The 15947-nt window shown below is 70.2% G+C and carries 14 protein-coding genes; 7 read left to right on the plus strand and 7 right to left on the minus strand.

Annotation, left to right across the window (positions count from 1 at the left end):
- Positions 1-22: 22 nt before the first annotated feature.
- A complete protein-coding gene (locus MCBMB27_RS01260) occupies positions 23-1261 on the minus strand; it encodes a metallophosphoesterase family protein (protein WP_075379683.1) in 1239 nt (412 codons plus the stop codon).
- A gap of 269 nt (positions 1262-1530) precedes the next feature.
- Here MCBMB27_RS01260 and MCBMB27_RS01265 point away from each other — a divergent pair, with 269 nt between their 5' ends.
- Positions 1531-2316: an endonuclease/exonuclease/phosphatase family protein gene (locus MCBMB27_RS01265; RefSeq protein WP_236952974.1), complete on the plus strand. Its 786-nt coding sequence runs from the start codon at positions 1531-1533 to the stop codon at positions 2314-2316.
- Here MCBMB27_RS01265 and MCBMB27_RS01270 read toward each other — a convergent pair.
- The 4 genes from MCBMB27_RS01270 to MCBMB27_RS01285 all read right to left on the minus strand — a co-directional run bounded on the left by MCBMB27_RS01270 (position 2234) and on the right by MCBMB27_RS01285 (position 5537).
- Positions 2234-3670: a phospholipase D-like domain-containing protein gene (locus MCBMB27_RS01270; RefSeq protein ID WP_043755835.1), complete on the minus strand. Its 1437-nt coding sequence runs from the start codon at positions 3668-3670 to the stop codon at positions 2234-2236. The two genes, MCBMB27_RS01265 and MCBMB27_RS01270, sit on opposite strands and share 83 nt — an antisense overlap.
- 66 nt (positions 3671-3736) lie before the next feature.
- Positions 3737-4048 (minus strand): hypothetical protein, encoded by a 312-nt coding sequence (locus MCBMB27_RS01275; protein ID WP_043356346.1) that lies wholly within the window; start codon positions 4046-4048, stop codon positions 3737-3739.
- A gap of 137 nt (positions 4049-4185) precedes the next feature.
- On the minus strand, positions 4186-4995 hold the full coding sequence (locus MCBMB27_RS01280; RefSeq protein WP_043383785.1) for an enoyl-CoA hydratase: 810 nt from the start codon (positions 4993-4995) through the stop codon (positions 4186-4188).
- A 176-nt stretch (positions 4996-5171) separates the two neighbouring features.
- Complete coding sequence (locus MCBMB27_RS01285) at positions 5172-5537, minus strand: AMP-dependent synthetase (RefSeq protein WP_236952860.1); 366 nt, start codon at positions 5535-5537, stop codon at positions 5172-5174.
- A 378-nt stretch (positions 5538-5915) separates the two neighbouring features.
- On the opposite strand from MCBMB27_RS01285, the gene MCBMB27_RS01290 reads away from it, so the two are divergent.
- Complete coding sequence (locus tag MCBMB27_RS01290) at positions 5916-6341, plus strand: hypothetical protein (RefSeq protein WP_043353176.1); 426 nt, start codon at positions 5916-5918, stop codon at positions 6339-6341.
- A gap of 15 nt (positions 6342-6356) precedes the next feature.
- Here MCBMB27_RS01290 and MCBMB27_RS01295 read toward each other — a convergent pair whose 3' ends face one another.
- Positions 6357-7046 carry a uracil-DNA glycosylase gene (locus MCBMB27_RS01295; RefSeq protein WP_075379684.1) on the minus strand — a complete coding sequence of 230 codons (690 nt, stop codon included), beginning with the start codon at positions 7044-7046 and terminating at the stop codon, positions 6357-6359.
- Between the two features lie 284 nt (positions 7047-7330).
- On the opposite strand from MCBMB27_RS01295, the gene hemH reads away from it, so the two are divergent.
- Positions 7331-8413, plus strand: a complete 1083-nt coding sequence (gene hemH, locus MCBMB27_RS01300) for a ferrochelatase (protein WP_043353172.1) — start codon at positions 7331-7333, stop codon at positions 8411-8413.
- 93 nt (positions 8414-8506) lie between these two features.
- Positions 8507-8665, plus strand: a complete 159-nt coding sequence (locus MCBMB27_RS30115) for a hypothetical protein (protein WP_164706403.1) — start codon at positions 8507-8509, stop codon at positions 8663-8665.
- Positions 8666-8959: 294 nt separating this feature from the next.
- Here MCBMB27_RS30115 and MCBMB27_RS01305 read toward each other — a convergent pair whose 3' ends face one another.
- On the minus strand, positions 8960-9877 hold the full coding sequence (locus MCBMB27_RS01305) for a peptidylprolyl isomerase (protein WP_043353171.1): 918 nt from the start codon (positions 9875-9877) through the stop codon (positions 8960-8962).
- 261 nt (positions 9878-10138) lie between these two features.
- On the opposite strand from MCBMB27_RS01305, the gene secA reads away from it, so the two are divergent.
- The 3 genes from secA (at position 10139) to MCBMB27_RS01320 (ending at position 15782) form a co-directional block, all read left to right on the plus strand.
- Positions 10139-13033, plus strand: coding sequence for a preprotein translocase subunit SecA (gene secA, locus MCBMB27_RS01310; protein ID WP_075379685.1), 2895 nt, complete (start codon positions 10139-10141; stop codon positions 13031-13033).
- Positions 13034-13040: 7 nt separating this feature from the next.
- Positions 13041-13712: a dethiobiotin synthase gene (bioD, locus tag MCBMB27_RS01315; RefSeq protein ID WP_043755838.1), complete on the plus strand. Its 672-nt coding sequence runs from the start codon at positions 13041-13043 to the stop codon at positions 13710-13712.
- Between the two features lie 126 nt (positions 13713-13838).
- A complete protein-coding gene (locus MCBMB27_RS01320; protein WP_075379686.1) occupies positions 13839-15782 on the plus strand; it encodes a potassium transporter Kup in 1944 nt (647 codons plus the stop codon).
- Positions 15783-15947 lie beyond the last annotated feature (165 nt).

The following is a 15947-nucleotide window of genomic DNA, read 5'->3' on the forward strand; positions in this document are numbered from 1 at the left end:
CGGGCCTCCATGGGCGATCGCCTCAGCAGGGCCGGCCGCCGAGGCGCCCGAGGACCAGCGCCTCCGCCTCGGCACAGAGGGCGTCGAATTCCGCGTCGAAGTCGGCTTCCGCTGCGGCGGTCACCGGGATCCGGCCACCGATCTCGGCCAGGGCCGCCTTGGCCCTTGTGCGGAAATCGGGGTCGCGGTCGAGCTCGGCCAGCAGCGCGGCGGGGTCGATGGCGGCGCCGGAGGGCTCCACCGCGGCGCGCGGGCGGCACGTCTCGATCTTCAGGCGCTCCAGCCAGATATCTTCGTGCAGCCGGTGCGCGGCCGCCTGGATCTCGGCCGTCAGGGTCTCCCGGTCGGCCGCCAGGGCGTCGTGGGCGCGGGTGGTGCCGACGAGGTGGACGCGGACCAGGAGCAGCCGGCGGGCCGCGACGGCGGCGAGCGGCCTCAGGGCCGCCTCGACGGCCTCCACGGCGCCGCGCGGGTCGGCCGCCGCCGCGAGGTCGACCGCGATCCGCTCGAACCGGGCTCGGTCGAGGGGCAGGCGGCTGACGCCCGTCACCCGCCCGTCGGCGACGTCCACCACGACCGCCCCCTTCTCGCCGCACTCGCGCACGCTCCGGCCCTGGAGATTGCCGGGGAACACGATCCAGGGATCCCGGGACAGCTCCGCGTATTCGTGGATGTGGCCGAGCGCCCAGTACTCGTAGCCCCGGGCCGCGAGGTCGGCGACCGAGCAGGGGGCATAGGTTTCGTGGGCGGCGTGGCCGGTGCAGGAGGTGTGCAGGACCCCGAGATTGAACCAGCCCGGCACGGCCGCCGGGTAGGTGAGCGACAGGTTCTCTTCGACGGCCCGACCCTGGAAGCTGCGGCCGTGGATCGCGACCCGCAGCGCGTCGAGGCGCAGGGTGCCGGCGCGGGCCGCCGGGAAGACATGCACGGAGTCCGGCAGCGTGATCGAGCGCGTGATGACGCTCTCGGCGTCGTGGTTGCCGCGCACGAGGATCGTCGGGATGCCGGCACGGTCGAGGCGCGCCACCTGCCGGGCGAAGAACAGGCCGATCGTGGTGTCGGCCCAGTCGCCGTCGTAGACGTCGCCGGCCACCACCACGAAGGCGACCGACCGCTCGATCGCTTGGCTCACCAGGTCCTCGAAGGCCTGCCGCCCGGCCGAGGCGAGGCGCCGGGCGAGATCCGCGTCACGCGTGGCGAGGCCCGAGAGCGGGCTGCCGAGATGCAGATCCGCCGCGTGGATGAAGCTGAACGCAGTCATCGGTCTCCGGGAGGGATCGGTGGCGAGCCGGGGCGCGATCGCGCGCAGCCGTCGGCATCACAATGCGGGCTCTTAGGCCGCCGACAGGGGTCGCCTCAAGCGGCGGCATGCGACGAGCTGTGGGGCACGTCGCCGGGGACGGCCTCTGTTGCTCGTCGATCGGGCCCTTCCGCGGCGTCGGTGCGAATCCGGTCGAACGTCCCGGCCCCGGGCGCGTTAGAGCGTGGCGGTGACGGGAGAGCCGCGCGATGAGGTACGAGACCGGCCCGATGAATCCTGCTGCACGCCCGGCCCGCCTCACCGCCGCATCGTCGCACGCCCTGCCGATTTACCCCGCCGATCGGCCGCATCAGCCCTTCAAGATCGTGAGCTGGAACCTGCTGCGGCGCACCGGCGCGGCGGTTGACGACGTGGCCGCCCTCGTCGCCCAGGAGAAGCCCGACCTGCTGCTGATGCAGGAGGCGACCCGGGCCATCGGCTTCCTGCTGGACCGGATCGGCGGCCACTACGCCTGGGCACCCCTGCCGGGCCGGATCCACGGGCTGGCCATGTGGAGCCCCAGGCCCTGGCCGGCGCCGCCCCGGGTCATCGCGCTGCCCTCGGGGGCGCTGGTGCACCGGGTCTGCCAGATCCTGGACCTCGGCGAGTTCGGCGTGGCCAACGTCCACCTGTCGCATGGGCAGATGCTCAACCGCCGCCAGCTGCGCCGCATCGTCAGCGAGCTGCCGCCCCGGGCCGCGGTTCTCGGCGATTACAACATTGTCGGCCCCGCGATGATCCCGGGTTTTCGCGATGTCGGACCGCGTCAGTCGACGCACGCGATGGTCGAGGTGCTGCCCCTGCGGCTCGACCGCTGCCTCGCCCGCGGCCTCGTCTGCCACGCCCATGCGGTGCTGCCGCGGGGGCCCTCCGATCACCGGCCGATCATCGTCCATCTCGGCCCGGCCCCCGAGGCGCATGCCCCGGGACGCTTCAAAGGTATGGCAGCAGCAGTCGCACGCCTGCGTCGCGCAAACGGACCGGCAGGCCGCGCGCGGCGAGATCCTCCCGCCTGAGCTGCGTCTCCATCTTGCCGCGCATGAACCGGTCGAGCGCGGCCGCGCAATCCGCGTCGATGATCTCGACGTTCAGCTCGAAGTTGAGCCGGAAGCTGCGCATGTCCCAGTTGGCGCTGCCGACGAAGCACCAGATGTCGTCAACCACCATCGCCTTGGAATGGTCGAAGGGCGGCTCGTCGAGCCACACCTGCACCCCGGCCCGCAGCAGCGGCTCGAGATGCGCCCGGGTCGCCCAGTCGATGAACGGATGGTCGCTGACCCGCGGGATGATCACGTCGACGGTGATGCCCCGCATCGCGGCCTGGGCCAGAGCGCCGGTCACCAGTTCGTCGGGCAGGAAGTAAGGCGTTACGAACCGGACCTTCCGGCGCGCGCAGGCGAGCGTCTGAAGGATGACCTGCTCGATCTTCTCGACGTCCGCATCCGGGCCGGAGGTGACGGCCCGGGCGACGCTGGGCCCGCACGGCTCGAGATCGACGAACCACGGTTCGCCGTCGAGGATCTCGCCGTCCACGAAGGCCCAATCCGCCGCGAAGGCGGCGGCGAGTTGCTCGACCACGGGCCCGGTCATACGGAAATGCGTGTCCCGGATCGGATGCTCGGGCTTCAGCGCGACGCGATTCGCGTGCGAGATGTTGAGACCGCCCGTGAAGGCGATGCGCCCGTCGAGGATCAGCAGCTTCTTGTGGGAGCGCAGGTTGAGGAACGGCATCCGCCAGGGAAGGGCCGAGTGCATGAACAGGGCCACCGGCACCCCGGCCGCCGTCAGCCGGCGGTAGACGGGCGTCCGGAAGTAGCCGCCGCCGATCCCGTCGATGATGACGCGCACCTTCACGCCGCGGTTCTGCGCCTCGACGAGGGCGTCGCAGAATTCGCGGCCGGTGGCATCGTCCCGGAAGATGTAGCTCGACAGGCCGATGCTGGCCTGCGCCTCGCGGATCGCCGCCAGCATCACCGGATAGGCCGCGTCGCCGTTTCGGAACATCTCCACCGCATTGCCCGCGAAGGCCGGCAGGCTGGTAATCCGCCGGATCGCCCGGTCGAGGGGCCAGAGCGTCTCCGGCACCACGGCGTCGTCGGTGTCGGGCAGCTGCGTCGCATCGGAGGGCTTGGTCCGCAGCCGCCGGGCGCGGCGCGAGACCCGGTTGATGCCGAAAGTCAGGTACAGGGCGGTCCCGAAGATCGGCGACAGCCACGCGAGACCAATCCAGCCGACCGCCACGCTCACCCGGCGCTTGCGCAGCAGGGCATGCAGGGTGACGCCGATCGCCAGCGCGACGCCGATCAAGGCCTCGACATCCGCCCGCATCAATGCGGTCGACTGAACCCAGCGGAAGAGCGCGTTTTCCAAGGTCTCGGTATCCGGGTTCGCGTCGGGAGGCACCGGATTGGCCCAAGGCCCGTGCGGCGGGCGGGATTAATCCGCCGGCTTGGCCGGATGCGCAATGGCGGCGGTCCCGGCGGGCCGCTCGCAGCGATAGGGGCCGCTGCCGTCCAGCGCCCCATACAGGACCCGGCCGCCGGAGGCGATGCAGCGCGCCTTGGCTTCGGCGTAGGGCCGGTGGAAGCTCCAGATGGTGATCATGGGACCGATCGTGGCGAGGCAGATGCCCCCGAAGATCACGGCGGCGGCCCAGGTCGCGCCGTTGCGATCCGGCCGCGGCGGTCGCGGCGGCGGCATCGCCCCGTAGAAGGCCAGCGTCAGTCCGAACAGGTCGATGGTGCTCATCAGCCGTTCCGCGTTGCGGCGCCGCATCCGACAGGATCGGGTGTGCCGAACCACCTAGGGCAGGGCGCGTCGTTACCTATAAGCGCGGCGCCGACCGGCCTGCGTCGTATCGCGCCACCGCGCGCGATCTCGCGGCCTCACGGCTCCCAGCGCGGCGGCCTCTTGCCCAGGAAGGCGTCGATGCCCTCCTGGGCGTCGGCCATCATCATGTTCCGCGTCATCACCTCGGCGGCGTAGCCGTAGGCGTCCTCGAGACCCATCTCGAGCTGGCGACCGAACGCCTCCTTGCCGATCGCCAGGACACGCCGGGCCTTCCCGGCGATCCGCGTCGCCAGGGCGCCGACCGCCGCGTCGAGTTCCGCCTCCGGGACCACCCGGTTGACGAGGCCGATCCGCAGGGCCTCCGCGGCGTCGATCGGCTCGCCCACCAGAAGCATCTCCAGCGCGGCCTTGCGCGAGACGGCGCGCGACAGGGCGACCATCGGGGTCGAGCAGAACAGGCCGATCTGCACCCCCGGCGTGGCGAAACGGGCCGTCTCGGTGCAGACGGCGAGGTCGCAGGTGGCGACGAGCTGGCAGCCGGCGGCGGTGGCGATCCCGTGAACCCGGGCGATCACCGGCTGCGGCAGGCGCGTCAGGCTCAGCATCAGCCGGGCGCAGGTGCGGAACACCGCCTCTGTCGCCGCGCGGGAGGGATCGGTCCGCATCTCCTTGAGATCGTGCCCGGCGCAGAAGGCGGGCCCCGCCCCCTGGAGAATCACGACCCGGACCGCCGGATCCGCGCGGATGGCGTCGAGCTGATCCTGGAGGGCGCCCATGAGGGCCATCGACAGGGCGTTGCGCGCCTGGGGCCGGTTGAGCGTCAGGGTCGCGACCCCGTCGGCGTCGCTGCGCAGCAGTACCGGCGCCTCCGGAGCTGTCGCGGCGTGGGCCGTGGCTGAGGTCATCGCGGCGTCTCCCGGTGCCGGCCTCCCTGGCACGGGGCCGATCTCGTCAAGCGAGGTTAGCACGCCGGCTCCGGCTCCGCGATGCCGGCGCGGCGAGCCGCGCCGTCGGCCGTCCTCGAACCAACCCGGCGGCGCGCGGTGCGCGGGCACCGGTCCCGGACCGGGTGGGCTGCCCGTCAGGCCTGCTCGGCGAGGGCGAGGTCGAGGCTGGCGTAGTCGGCGCCCGGGCCGTTCCACCAGACGGCGGGATAGCTGGCGAGCCGACCCATCAGCCCGGCATAGACATCGGCAAGGTTTGTATCGACGACGACCAGCGCGGCATCCGACTGGGACAGGCTATCGGCGAGGGCCTGGCCGCGGCCGGCGCAGTCCAGGCAAACCACGCGCAGGCCGAGGCGGACGAGGCCGAGCCGCATGGCCTCGGCCTGACCGAGATCCTGCACCAGGAGCGCCACGGTCTGACCGGCGCGCAGGCCCTCGCTCCAGGCCCAGCGGGAAAAACGGTGCGGGCAGATCGCGGCGGCGGGTCCGGACGGTGCCACGCGACGATCCGCGTTGGCCCCTCCCGCATCGCCTGTCCGGACGCGCCGGTCGGCGTCCCGCGCCGGGACTGGAAGGAATGCCGCAGGAGGATGGACGCCGTACATGCGATGCGGACCGCCTGAATCTGGACAAATTGCAGGCTCTGGCGTGACGCGAGCAGGTTAACACTCTCTCACGCGCCGGCGTTCCACCGAAAAACGACGCCGTTTTCGTCGGCGTGCCGGTCAGGGACTGCCCCTATGGCCAACAGGCCGTGAAAGTAGATGCGCGGATTGCCGGCAAATTCCGTCGCATTGGCGTGCGCACCGGACCGGCCTATGTCCCGGTGCCAGACGTGGCCCGCAAGAGGCCCCGCTCGATCGAGGAAACTACCGCGCATGCGCCCGACCACGACCCGGATCGCCCTCCTCGCCGCCGCCGCGCTGACGGCATTGCCGGCACAGGCGCAGATCCGCAACGCGCCGTCGCCGCGCGCCCTGGAGTTCGCCTCCTACATCTTCGCCGCCTCCAATGTCTGCGGCTACCGGATCGGCAGCGCGCAGTTCGAGGCCCTCCTGGCGAAGCAGAATGTTCAGATCGCCGACGTTCAGCCGCGGGGGCCGTTCGGCAACCGTGTGCAAACCATGTTCACGCTGATGTCGAACCAGATGGCGCAGAACCGCGACCAAGCCTGTCTCGCCGTCGCTGGCGAGTACGGGCCAGAGGGCACGGTGGCCAAGAACGTGCTCCTGCCGGCGGGCCAGGAGCCGGGCGCCCCGACCAAGACGCCTGCGGAGCCGGCCGAACCCGCCAAGCCGCAATAGAGATCGGCGACGGCGTCAGCCGAGGCGCCAGTCGATCGGGCGGCGCCCCTGCGCGGCGAGCCAGCGGTTGGCCCGGCCGAACGGGTCGGAACCGGGGAAGTCCCGGGCGCGGTTGAGCGGGGAGGGGTGACCGCTCTCGAACACGCCGTGGCGGTCCGCGTCGATCAGCGCGGCCCTGGCCCGCGCCTGCGCGCCCCAGAGCAGGAACACCGCCGGCTCCGGGCGGTCCGAGACCGCGCGCACCGCCTCGTCGGTGAGTGCGGCCCAGCCATAGCGCAGATGCGCTCCGGCCTTGCCGGCCTCGACGGTGAGGGCGCTGTTGAGCAGGAAGACGCCCTGCCGTGCCCAGGGCGTCAGGTCGCCGCCGGCGGCGCGGTCGGATCCGGCCTCCGCCAGGATCACCCGCAACGACGCGGGCAGGCGCCCCGCCCCGACGAACGAGAAGGCGAGGCCGTTGGCGTCGCCCGGGGTCGGGTAGGGATCCTGTCCGAGAATCACCGCCTTGACGTCGTGCAGCGGCGTCTCCCTCAAGGCGCGGAAGATCCGGTCCGGCGCCGGCAGCACCTGGGCCCCCGCGGCGATTCGTCCGTCGACACGGGCCGCCACGACGTCGGCCTGACCATCGGCGAAGAACGGCAGCGTCAGCCAGGACGAGCCGGAGGCGCGGAAGGCTTCGAGGGCATCGGCCACAGGCGTATCGGTCATGGTCTCTCGCGGGTCGGATCGGGGCCGAGATAGCGGGCAGCCGGGCGCCGTCATCCGGGCAGCGGTTGCGGCCCAAGGCCCCGCGTGTTTAGGGACATGGGTCGAGCGTGCCGCATATCGCGGTGCGGCATGTGGCGTCCGGTCTTCGCCGGGCGGCTTCGCACCCTACATGGAAGCACACCCCACGGGGAATTGAGCCCCCGGCCAGGTTCAGGCGTCCGCGCCGGCGGCCGGGTATCGGAAACCAGAAGAAGGATCTCGGCGCGCGGCGCCGGAACGCTGCCATGAACGAACGCGTCGAACCCGCCGCGCTGGCGAATGGCCGGCCCCTCGCACCGCTCAAGCCCGCGGCCGACACCCTGCCGGCGGATCACCCGAAGGTGGCCTGGGGTCGCGTGGGCGTGCTCCTGATGAATCTCGGGACGCCTGAGGGCACGTCCTACTGGCCGATGCGCCGGTACCTCAAGGAATTCCTGTCGGACCGGCGCGTGATCGAGGTGCCGCGGCTGATCTGGTGGCCGCTCCTCAACCTCATCATCCTGACGAAGCGCCCCGGGCCGAAGGGCCGCGACTATGCCAGCGTGTGGAACAACGCCCTGAACGAGGGGCCGTTGAAGACCATCACCCGCGGCCAGAGCGAGCGCCTCCAGGCCGCCATGGGCGAGTCCGTGGTGGTCGACTGGGCGATGCGCTACGGCAAGCCCGAGGTCGCCGGGCGGATCCAGGCGCTCCTCGACCAGGGCTGCGACCGCATCCTCCTGGTCCCGCTCTATCCGCAATACGCGGCGGCGACCTCGGCCACCGCCTGCGATCAGGCCTTCCGGGCGCTGATGGACATGCGCTGGCAGCCCACGGTGCGCGTCTCGCCGCCCTATCACGACGACCCGGTCTACATCGCCGCCATGGCCGATTCGATCCGCGAGGGCCTCGCGAAGCTCGATTTCGAACCGGAGGTGATCCTCACCTCGTTCCACGGGGTGCCGCGGAGCTACCTGCTCAAGGGCGACCCCTACCATTGCCAGTGCCACAAGACCGGGCGGCTGATCCGCGAGGCCCTGGGCCTGTCGCCGGACAAGATGCGCGTGACCTTCCAGTCGCGCTTCGGCAACGAGGAGTGGCTGAAGCCTTACACCGACGAGACGGTGATGGACCTCGCGAAGTCGGGCGTGAAGCGGATGGCGATCGTCGCCCCGGGCTTCACGGCGGACTGCCTCGAAACCCTCGAAGAGCTCGACGGCGAGAACCGCCATTACTTCGAAGAGAATGGCGGCGAGCGCTTCGCCTACATTCCATGCCTGAACGACAGCGACCTCGGCATGCGGGTGATCGAGCACGTGGTACGCCGCGAGCTTCAGGGCTGGGTCTGAGATCGGCGCCGGGTTGCCGCTTGCGGCGCGGCCCGGCCCCCCTATTATTTTCCTAAGCTGAACGGGCGCATCGGTTCGGCACGGGAGGATCTCATGGCGTTCTTCATCGGCATCGCGTGTCCGTGGCTCCTGATCGCGGTGCTCGACAGGATCGCCGAGGGGCGCCGGAGCGCCGAACTCGCGGCCCTCGGGCTCACGCCACAGCCGGCCCCGGCACAATCCAGCTACCTCGTCCCCGATCGGCCGTATTGAGGCCCGGCTGGGGCGTGACCCAGCCGGAACCTCGCCCCACGTCGGGCGGGCCCCGCATTGCCGTCACAGGCCGAGCGACGTGACCCAGGACAGCGCCGCTCTAGGACAGCGCGACGCCCGGTAGCGTGCCGTCACACGGATCGCTTCCGGGCGGTCGAAAATATGGCGGCGTTTCCGGTCCGTAGAACCGGACGACCGTTTCGCTGCGGGCCCGGTGCCGCGCGGACCGACCCATCATCTCTTCACAGGGCTGGACCGAATCAGAACCCGGCCCGGCCCTCTGTCGCATCCGGCTTACGGCTTCTTCGGCTCCGACTCCGGCTGAGCGGCCGGCGGCGCGTCGGTGCGCTCGATCTTGGCCTCCGAGCGGAGCTTCAGGATCATGTCCTGCTGCGCCTTGCGGATCAGGTGCTGGTCGATCTGTTCCTTCAGCTCGTCGAAGGTCGGCTGCGGCTTCGTCCGCTTCTCCTCCACCTTGATCACGTGCCAGCCGAACTGGGTCTTGATCGGGTCAGAGACCTGTCCGGGCTTCATCGCGAACGCGGCGTTGGCGAAATCCGGGACCATCCGTTCCTTCGTGAACCAGCCGAGATCGCCGCCCTCGGTCTTCGAGCCCGGATCCTTGGAGGCCTCGGCGGCGACCTTGGCGAAATCCTCGCCGCCCTTGATGCGCGCGGCGATCTTCTTGGCCTCGGCCTCGTTGTCCACGAGGATGTGGCGCGCGTGCACCTCCTCCTCGGGCTTCATCAGCTTGACGGTCTGGTCGTAGATCGCGTGCTCCGCCTCAGGCGTGACCGCGCGCTTGGCCTCCTGCTCCAGATAGTCGTCGAGCAGCAGCTTGTCGCGGAAATAGGCGAGCTTGCGCTTGAATTCCGGCGTGTCGCCGATCTTGGCGGACTCGGCGGCCTGCGCACCGACGCGGAGATCGACCATGTAGTCGACGAGCAGGTTCTTCTTCTGCGCCTCGTCGACGCCCGGCAGCGACAGGGCGGGATCGTCCGCCGCGATGGCGAGGTCGCCCTGCGTGATCGGCTTGCCGTTCACGCTCGCCACGACCGAATCCGCGCTCGGCGCGGCGGCCGGCGTGTTAGCGGCCGGTGTGTTAGCCGCCGGTGTCGGAGCCTTCTGGGGGGCCTGGGCCAGCGCCAGTCCCGGCATCGCGATCATGACGGCGAGCGCGCTGGCGCGCCGGAGAAGGGCGGTGTTCGGCATACGGGCGAAGTCCTCGGCTCACGTCTTGGCGCCGCACCGGATCGGCCGGGCGGCAGGCCGCGGCACAGGTGGGCCGCGTCGGGCGAGAAGGCAAGCGCGGCCATTTCGCCGGTGCCGGAACCGTGACCGTACCGGCATGCGTTGAGGGCTGCCCCTTCCAGGTGCGCCGGGCGATGTTTACCTCTATAAGCCCGGCCAACTCCGTCCAGGCCGGCCCGCCACGCTCACCCGTGTGCGGGCTCGCGCGTCCGCAGGTCAACGATGCTCGGCTCCTTCGCCAAGAAGATTTTCGGCTCCTCGAACGACCGCCGCGTCAAGGGCTATCGCCCGCGCGTGGCGCAGATCAATGCGCTGGAACCGGAGATCCAGGCCCTCTCCGACGAGGCCCTGCGCGCCCGCACCGATATGCTGAAGGCGGAACTCGCCAACGGCAAGAGCCTCGACGACATCCTCGTGCCGGCCTTCGCCACGGTGCGCGAGGCGGCCAAGCGCGTCTTCGGCCAGCGCCACTTCGACGTGCAGCTCATCGGCGGCATGGTGCTCCACGAGGGCGGCATCGCCGAGATGAAGACCGGCGAGGGCAAGACCCTGGTGGCGACGCTTCCGGTTTACCTGAACGCCCTGGAAGGCAAGGGCGTCCACGTCGTCACGGTGAACGACTACCTCGCCTCGCGCGACGCCGAGTGGATGGGGCAGGTCTACCGATTCCTGGGCCTCAGCGTCGGCACCATCGTGCACGGGCTCGACGATGCGCAGCGCAAGGAGGCGTATGCCTGCGACATCACCTACGGCACCAACAACGAGTACGGGTTCGACTACCTGCGCGACAACATGAAGTACGAGATGTCCCAGCTGGCGCAGCGGGGCCATAATTTCGCGATCGTCGACGAGGTCGATTCGATCCTGATCGACGAGGCGCGGACGCCGCTGATCATCTCGGGCCCGGTGGACGACCGTTCGGAACTCTACGTGGCGGTGGACGCGCTGATGCCGCGCCTGCGCAAGGAGTTCTACGACCTCGACGAGAAGCAGCGCACCGTCTCGCTCACCGAGGAGGGGAACGAGTTCATCGAGGAGGCGATGCGGGAGGCGGGCCTCCTCAAGGAGGGCGACCTCTACGACGCCCACAACGTCACGCTGGTCCACCACGTGAACCAGGCCCTGCGCGCCCACACGCTGTTCACCCGCGACAAGGACTACATCGTCAAGAACGACGAGGTGGTGATCATCGACGAGTTCACCGGCCGCATGATGCAGGGCCGGCGCTACTCGGAGGGCCTGCATCAGGCGCTGGAGGCGAAGGAGCGGGTCACGATCCAGCCCGAGAACCAGACGCTGGCCTCGATCACCTTCCAGAACTACTTCCGTCTGTACAAGAAGCTCGCCGGCATGACCGGCACCGCCTCCACCGAGGCCGACGAGTTCGCCGAGATCTACAAGCTCGACGTGGTCGACATCCCGACCAACAAGGAGGTCGAGCGCGTCGACGAGGACGACGAGGTCTACCGCACCGTCGCCGAGAAGTACGAAGGCATCATCGCCGAGATCGACAAGGCGCATACCCGCCACCAGCCGATCCTGGTCGGCACCGGCTCGATCGAGAAGTCGGAGCACCTCGCCGAGATGCTCAAGAAGGCCGGCTACACCCTGCTCGACTATTCCGACCCGAACGCGCTCACCGACGTCTACGCCGCCGCCCGTGAGGGCCGGGTGACCAAGCGGTTTGCCGTGTTGAATGCCCGCTTCCACGAGCAGGAAGCCTACATCGTGGCCGAGGCGGGTGTCCCCGGCGCGATCACTATCGCCACCAACATGGCGGGCCGCGGCACCGACATCAAACTCGGCGGCAATCTCGAGATGCGCATCGAGAAGGAGCTGGGCCACCTCGCGGACGGTCCGGAACGCGCGTCCGCCATCGAGGCGATCAAGGCCGAGATCGCCGAGAACCGCGCCAAGGTGCTGGCCTCGGGCGAGCCGGCCGATCCCGCGGCGGGGCGCAAGACGGACCTGCCGGGCGGCCTCTACATCATCGGCACCGAGCGCCACGAATCGCGGCGCATCGACAACCAGCTCCGCGGCCGCTCCGGCCGCCAGGGCGATCCCGGCCGCTCGAAGTTCTACCTGTCGCTTCAGGACGACCTGATGCGCATCTTCGGCTCCGACCGCATGGACGGGATGCTGCAGAAGCTCGGCCTGGAGCAGGGCGAGGCGATCATCCACCCCTGGATCAACAAGGCCATCGAGAAGGCGCAGCAGAAGGTCGAGGCGCGCAACTTCGACATGCGCAAGAACGTGCTCAAGTACGACAACGTCATGAACGACCAGCGCAAGGTCGTCTTCGAGCAGCGCCGCGACTTCATGGGGCAGGAGAGCGTCCGCGAGACCGTGGACGAGATGCGTGAGGGCGTGATCGACGACCTCGTCGCCCGCCACATCCCGGAAAACGCCTATGCCGAGCAGTGGGACGTCGCCGGCCTGCGCGAGCAGGTGAAGGAGATCCTGAATCTCGACGTGCCGGTCGAGGACTGGGCCAAGGAAGAGGGCATCGCCGACGAGGAGATGCGCGAGCGGCTGATGAAGGCCGCCGAGACCGCCTATGCCGAGCGGACCGAGAAGAACGGCGCCGAGGTCACCGCCTATATCGAGAAGCAGGTCCTGCTCCAAACCCTGGACCACCTGTGGCGCGAGCACCTCGTGACCCTGGACCACCTCCGGCAGGTGATCGGCTGGCGCGGCTTCGCCCAGCGCGACCCGCTCAACGAATACAAGTCCGAGGCCTTCGATCTGTTCGGCGGTCTCGTGACCGCCCTCCGCGAGCAGGTGACCGCCCAGCTGTCGCGGGTGGAGATCATGTTCCAGGAACAGCAGGAGGGTGAATTCCCGACGGCGCCTCCGGAACTGCCGCCGATGTTCGCCCAGCATCTCGACCCGGTCACCGGCGAGAACGAGATGGACCATGCCGGCTTCGGCTCGGGCAGCGACGGCGGCGGGGGGCCGGCCTACGGCTACGCGGCGCAAGGCCTGGCGGCGGACGGGGCCGTGCTGGAGCGCGACCCGAACGACGCGAGCACCTGGGGCCGCGTCGGCCGCAACGAGCCCTGCCCCTGCGGCTCGGGCAAGAAATACAAGCACTGCCACGGCAGCCTCCAGGCCTGAGGCCGGGATGCCCGCGCGGGCGCTCTTCATCGCCGGGGCCGGAACCGAGATCGGCAAGACCTACGTCACCGCCGCCCTGACCCGCCGCCTGCGGGCGCAGGGCCGGGCGGTCCGGACCGTGAAGCCGCTCGCGAGCGGCGTCCCGTCCCTCGGCGATCCCGGCTTCATCGAGAGCGACACCGCCCGTCTTCTGGACGCGCAAGGCATCGCCCTCGACGCGGAGGCCGTGGAGTCCTGCTCGCCCTGGCGGTTCTCGGCGCCGCTCTCGCCCGATCAGGCGGCCGTGCTGGAAGGGCGGTCCCTGGACCTCACCGACCTCGTCGGCTGGTGCCGCGCAGAGATCGCCCGCACGGAAGGCACGCTGCTCATCGAGGGCGTCGGCGGCCTCATGAGTCCGGTCACCGCGGTTGCCACCGGCCTCGACTGGCTCCGGGCGCTCGGCGTGCCGGCGCTGCTCGTCTCCGGGAGCTATCTCGGGGCGATCAGCCACGCGCTCACCGCCTGCGAGACCCTGCGCCTCCACGATGTGCCGTTGCGCGCCGTGGCGGTCAGCGAGAGCCCGGGTGCACCAGCCCCCGCCGCGACCGTCGCCGCCGCGATCGCCCGGCATGCCGGCGCCCCCGTGTTCTGCCTGCGCCGCGGCGAGACCTGCCCGGAGGATCTGGCCGGCCTGATCTGATCGCGGCCGGTGTCCGTTGCTGGACGGCGCGGCCGCAGCCGCTAGCTTTATCGTTGCGGCATCACACCCGGCGCCGGAACGCGATGTCCGGATGTCGAGACCGGGTGGCCCTCGGGGAATCCTGCATTGAGCCAGACCCTTGCCCCGGCGGCGAAGACCCGGCCCGAGACCGGCACGACCGACGCGGATGCGGCGCGCGGCCGGCTCCGACCCGCCCTGGTCCTGGGCGCGCTGGGCGTCGTGTATGGCGACATCGGCACGAGCCCGCTCTACGCGTTCAAGGAAGCCGTGAAGGCGGCGACCGCCGGCGGGGCGTCGGTGCCGGCGGCGGCCACGGGGGCGGTGTCGCTGATCCTGTGGTCGCTGATCCTGATCGTGTCGCTGAAATACGCGGTGCTGATCCTGCGCGCCGACAACCGCGGCGAGGGCGGCATCGTCGCCATGCTGGCGCTGCTCGGCGCCCGGCAGGCCCGGCCGGGCACGGGGAAGGCGCTGCTTCTGGTGGTCGGTCTGGTGGGGGCGGCGCTGCTCTACGGCGACGGCGCGATCACCCCGGCGATCTCGGTCCTCTCGGCGATCGAGGGCGTGAAGGTCGATGCGCCGGCGCTCGGCCCGTACGTGGTGCCGATCACGCTCGTCATCCTGGTCGGGCTGTTCCTGGTCCAGCACAAGGGCGTGGCCGCCATCGGCCGCGTGTTCGGGCCCGTGATGCTCGTCTGGTTCCTGGTGCTGGGGCTGCTCGGGATCGCCGGCATCATCGCCAAGCCCGAGATCCTGGCGGCGGCCAACCCGTTGCGGGCGGTGGACTTCCTGGTCCATGCCGGCTGGCATGTCAGCTTCCTGATGCTGGGCGCGGCCTTCCTGGCGGTGACCGGCGGCGAGGCGATGTATGCCGATCTCGGCCATTTCGGCGCCCTGCCGATCCGCATCGCATGGTTCGCGCTGGTGCTCCCGGCGCTCATGCTCAATTACTTCGGCCAGGGCGCCCTGCTGATCGCCGCGCCCGACGCCCTCGAGAACCCGTTCTTCCGCCTCTGCCCGGATTGGGGACACCTGCCGCTGGTCGCCCTGGCCACGATGGCGACCATCATCGCCTCGCAGGCGATCATCTCGGGCGTGTTCTCGCTGACCCAGCAATCGATCCAGCTCGGCTTCCTGCCGGCGATGCGCATCGTGCAGACGGCGCACGAGGAGCGCGGCCAGATCTACGTGCCGGCGGTGAACTGGCTGCTGGCCGCAGCGACCCTCACGGCGGTGGTGGTGTTCGGCTCCTCCGACGCCCTCGCCGGGGCCTACGGGATCGCGGTGTCGATGCTGATGGGCATCACCACGCTGCTCGCCGCGCTCATCGCGCTGCGCTGGGGCTACAATCCGATCCTGGTCTTCGCGGTCAACGGCGCCTTCCTCGCCCTCGACGCCGTGTTCTTCGCCGCCAACAGCGTGAAGCTGTTCGAGGGCGGCTGGTTTCCCCTCGTGCTCGCCGGTCTCGTCGCCCTGATGATGCTGACCTGGAAGAAGGGCAACGAGCTGGTCGAGGAGGCGCGGGCCGCCCTGCGCCTGCCGGAAGACGTATTTCTGACCGGCCTCCAGCACCGCGATCTTCTGCGCCTGCCGGGCACGGCCGCGTTCCTCTCGGCCGCGGAGCACGGGATCCCGCTGCACCTCTCGCGCTTCGTGGAGCGCAACCGCGCCCTGATGGAGCGGATCCTGATCATCACGGCACTTTATGAGGAGACGCCCACCGTCCCACGGGATCAGCGCGCCCATGTGACGATCCTGGCGCCGGACTTCTACCGGGTGATCCTGCGCTACGGCTTCATGGAGGAGGCCTCGATCCCGGAAGGCCTCGCATGCGCGGTCGAATCCCGCCATCTGCCGCAGCACATCCTCGACGACATGACCATCTTCGTCGGACACGAGACGATCATCCCGCGGAACGACAAGCGGGGCATGGCGCCCTGGCGGGAGAACCTGTTCGCCTTCATGCAGCGCAATGCCGAGCGCACCGGCGCGTTCTTCGGCGTGCCGACCCGGCAGGTCGTGGAGGTCGGCACCGAGATCGAGATCTAGCCCGGCGCCCGAGACGTTCCCGCTGCCCGGACAGTCACCGTCGCGACGCGCGGCAGCAGAGGCCGAGTCGTACCGAGAGATCGACGGACCAGCGGCCCGTCGATATGCACCGATCGGGCCCCGGGGATTGGCGCGACCGCCGTCCTGTGCTCCCCGCCGATCCGG

Source organism: Methylobacterium phyllosphaerae, assembly GCF_001936175.1.
In the GTDB taxonomy this organism is placed as follows: domain Bacteria; phylum Pseudomonadota; class Alphaproteobacteria; order Rhizobiales; family Beijerinckiaceae; genus Methylobacterium; species Methylobacterium fujisawaense.

Excerpts from the sequence above, each read along its gene's own strand:
- MCBMB27_RS01260 (WP_075379683.1), bottom strand. The coding sequence starts at position 1,261 with ATGACTGCGTTCAGCTTCATCCACGCGGCGGATCTGCATCTCGGCAGC.
- MCBMB27_RS01265 (WP_236952974.1), top strand. The coding sequence starts at position 1,531 with ATGAATCCTGCTGCACGCCCGGCCCGCCTCACCGCCGCATCGTCGCAC.
- MCBMB27_RS01275 (WP_043356346.1), bottom strand. The coding sequence starts at position 4,048 with ATGAGCACCATCGACCTGTTCGGACTGACGCTGGCCTTCTACGGGGCG.
- MCBMB27_RS01280 (WP_043383785.1), bottom strand. The coding sequence starts at position 4,995 with ATGACCTCAGCCACGGCCCACGCCGCGACAGCTCCGGAGGCGCCGGTA.
- MCBMB27_RS01290 (WP_043353176.1), top strand. The coding sequence starts at position 5,916 with ATGCGCCCGACCACGACCCGGATCGCCCTCCTCGCCGCCGCCGCGCTG.
- MCBMB27_RS01295 (WP_075379684.1), bottom strand. The coding sequence starts at position 7,046 with ATGACCGATACGCCTGTGGCCGATGCCCTCGAAGCCTTCCGCGCCTCC.
- hemH (WP_043353172.1), top strand. The coding sequence starts at position 7,331 with ATGAACGAACGCGTCGAACCCGCCGCGCTGGCGAATGGCCGGCCCCTC.
- MCBMB27_RS30115 (WP_164706403.1), top strand. The coding sequence starts at position 8,507 with ATGGCGTTCTTCATCGGCATCGCGTGTCCGTGGCTCCTGATCGCGGTG.
- MCBMB27_RS01305 (WP_043353171.1), bottom strand. The coding sequence starts at position 9,877 with ATGCCGAACACCGCCCTTCTCCGGCGCGCCAGCGCGCTCGCCGTCATG.
- secA (WP_075379685.1), top strand. The coding sequence starts at position 10,139 with ATGCTCGGCTCCTTCGCCAAGAAGATTTTCGGCTCCTCGAACGACCGC.
- bioD (WP_043755838.1), top strand. The coding sequence starts at position 13,041 with ATGCCCGCGCGGGCGCTCTTCATCGCCGGGGCCGGAACCGAGATCGGC.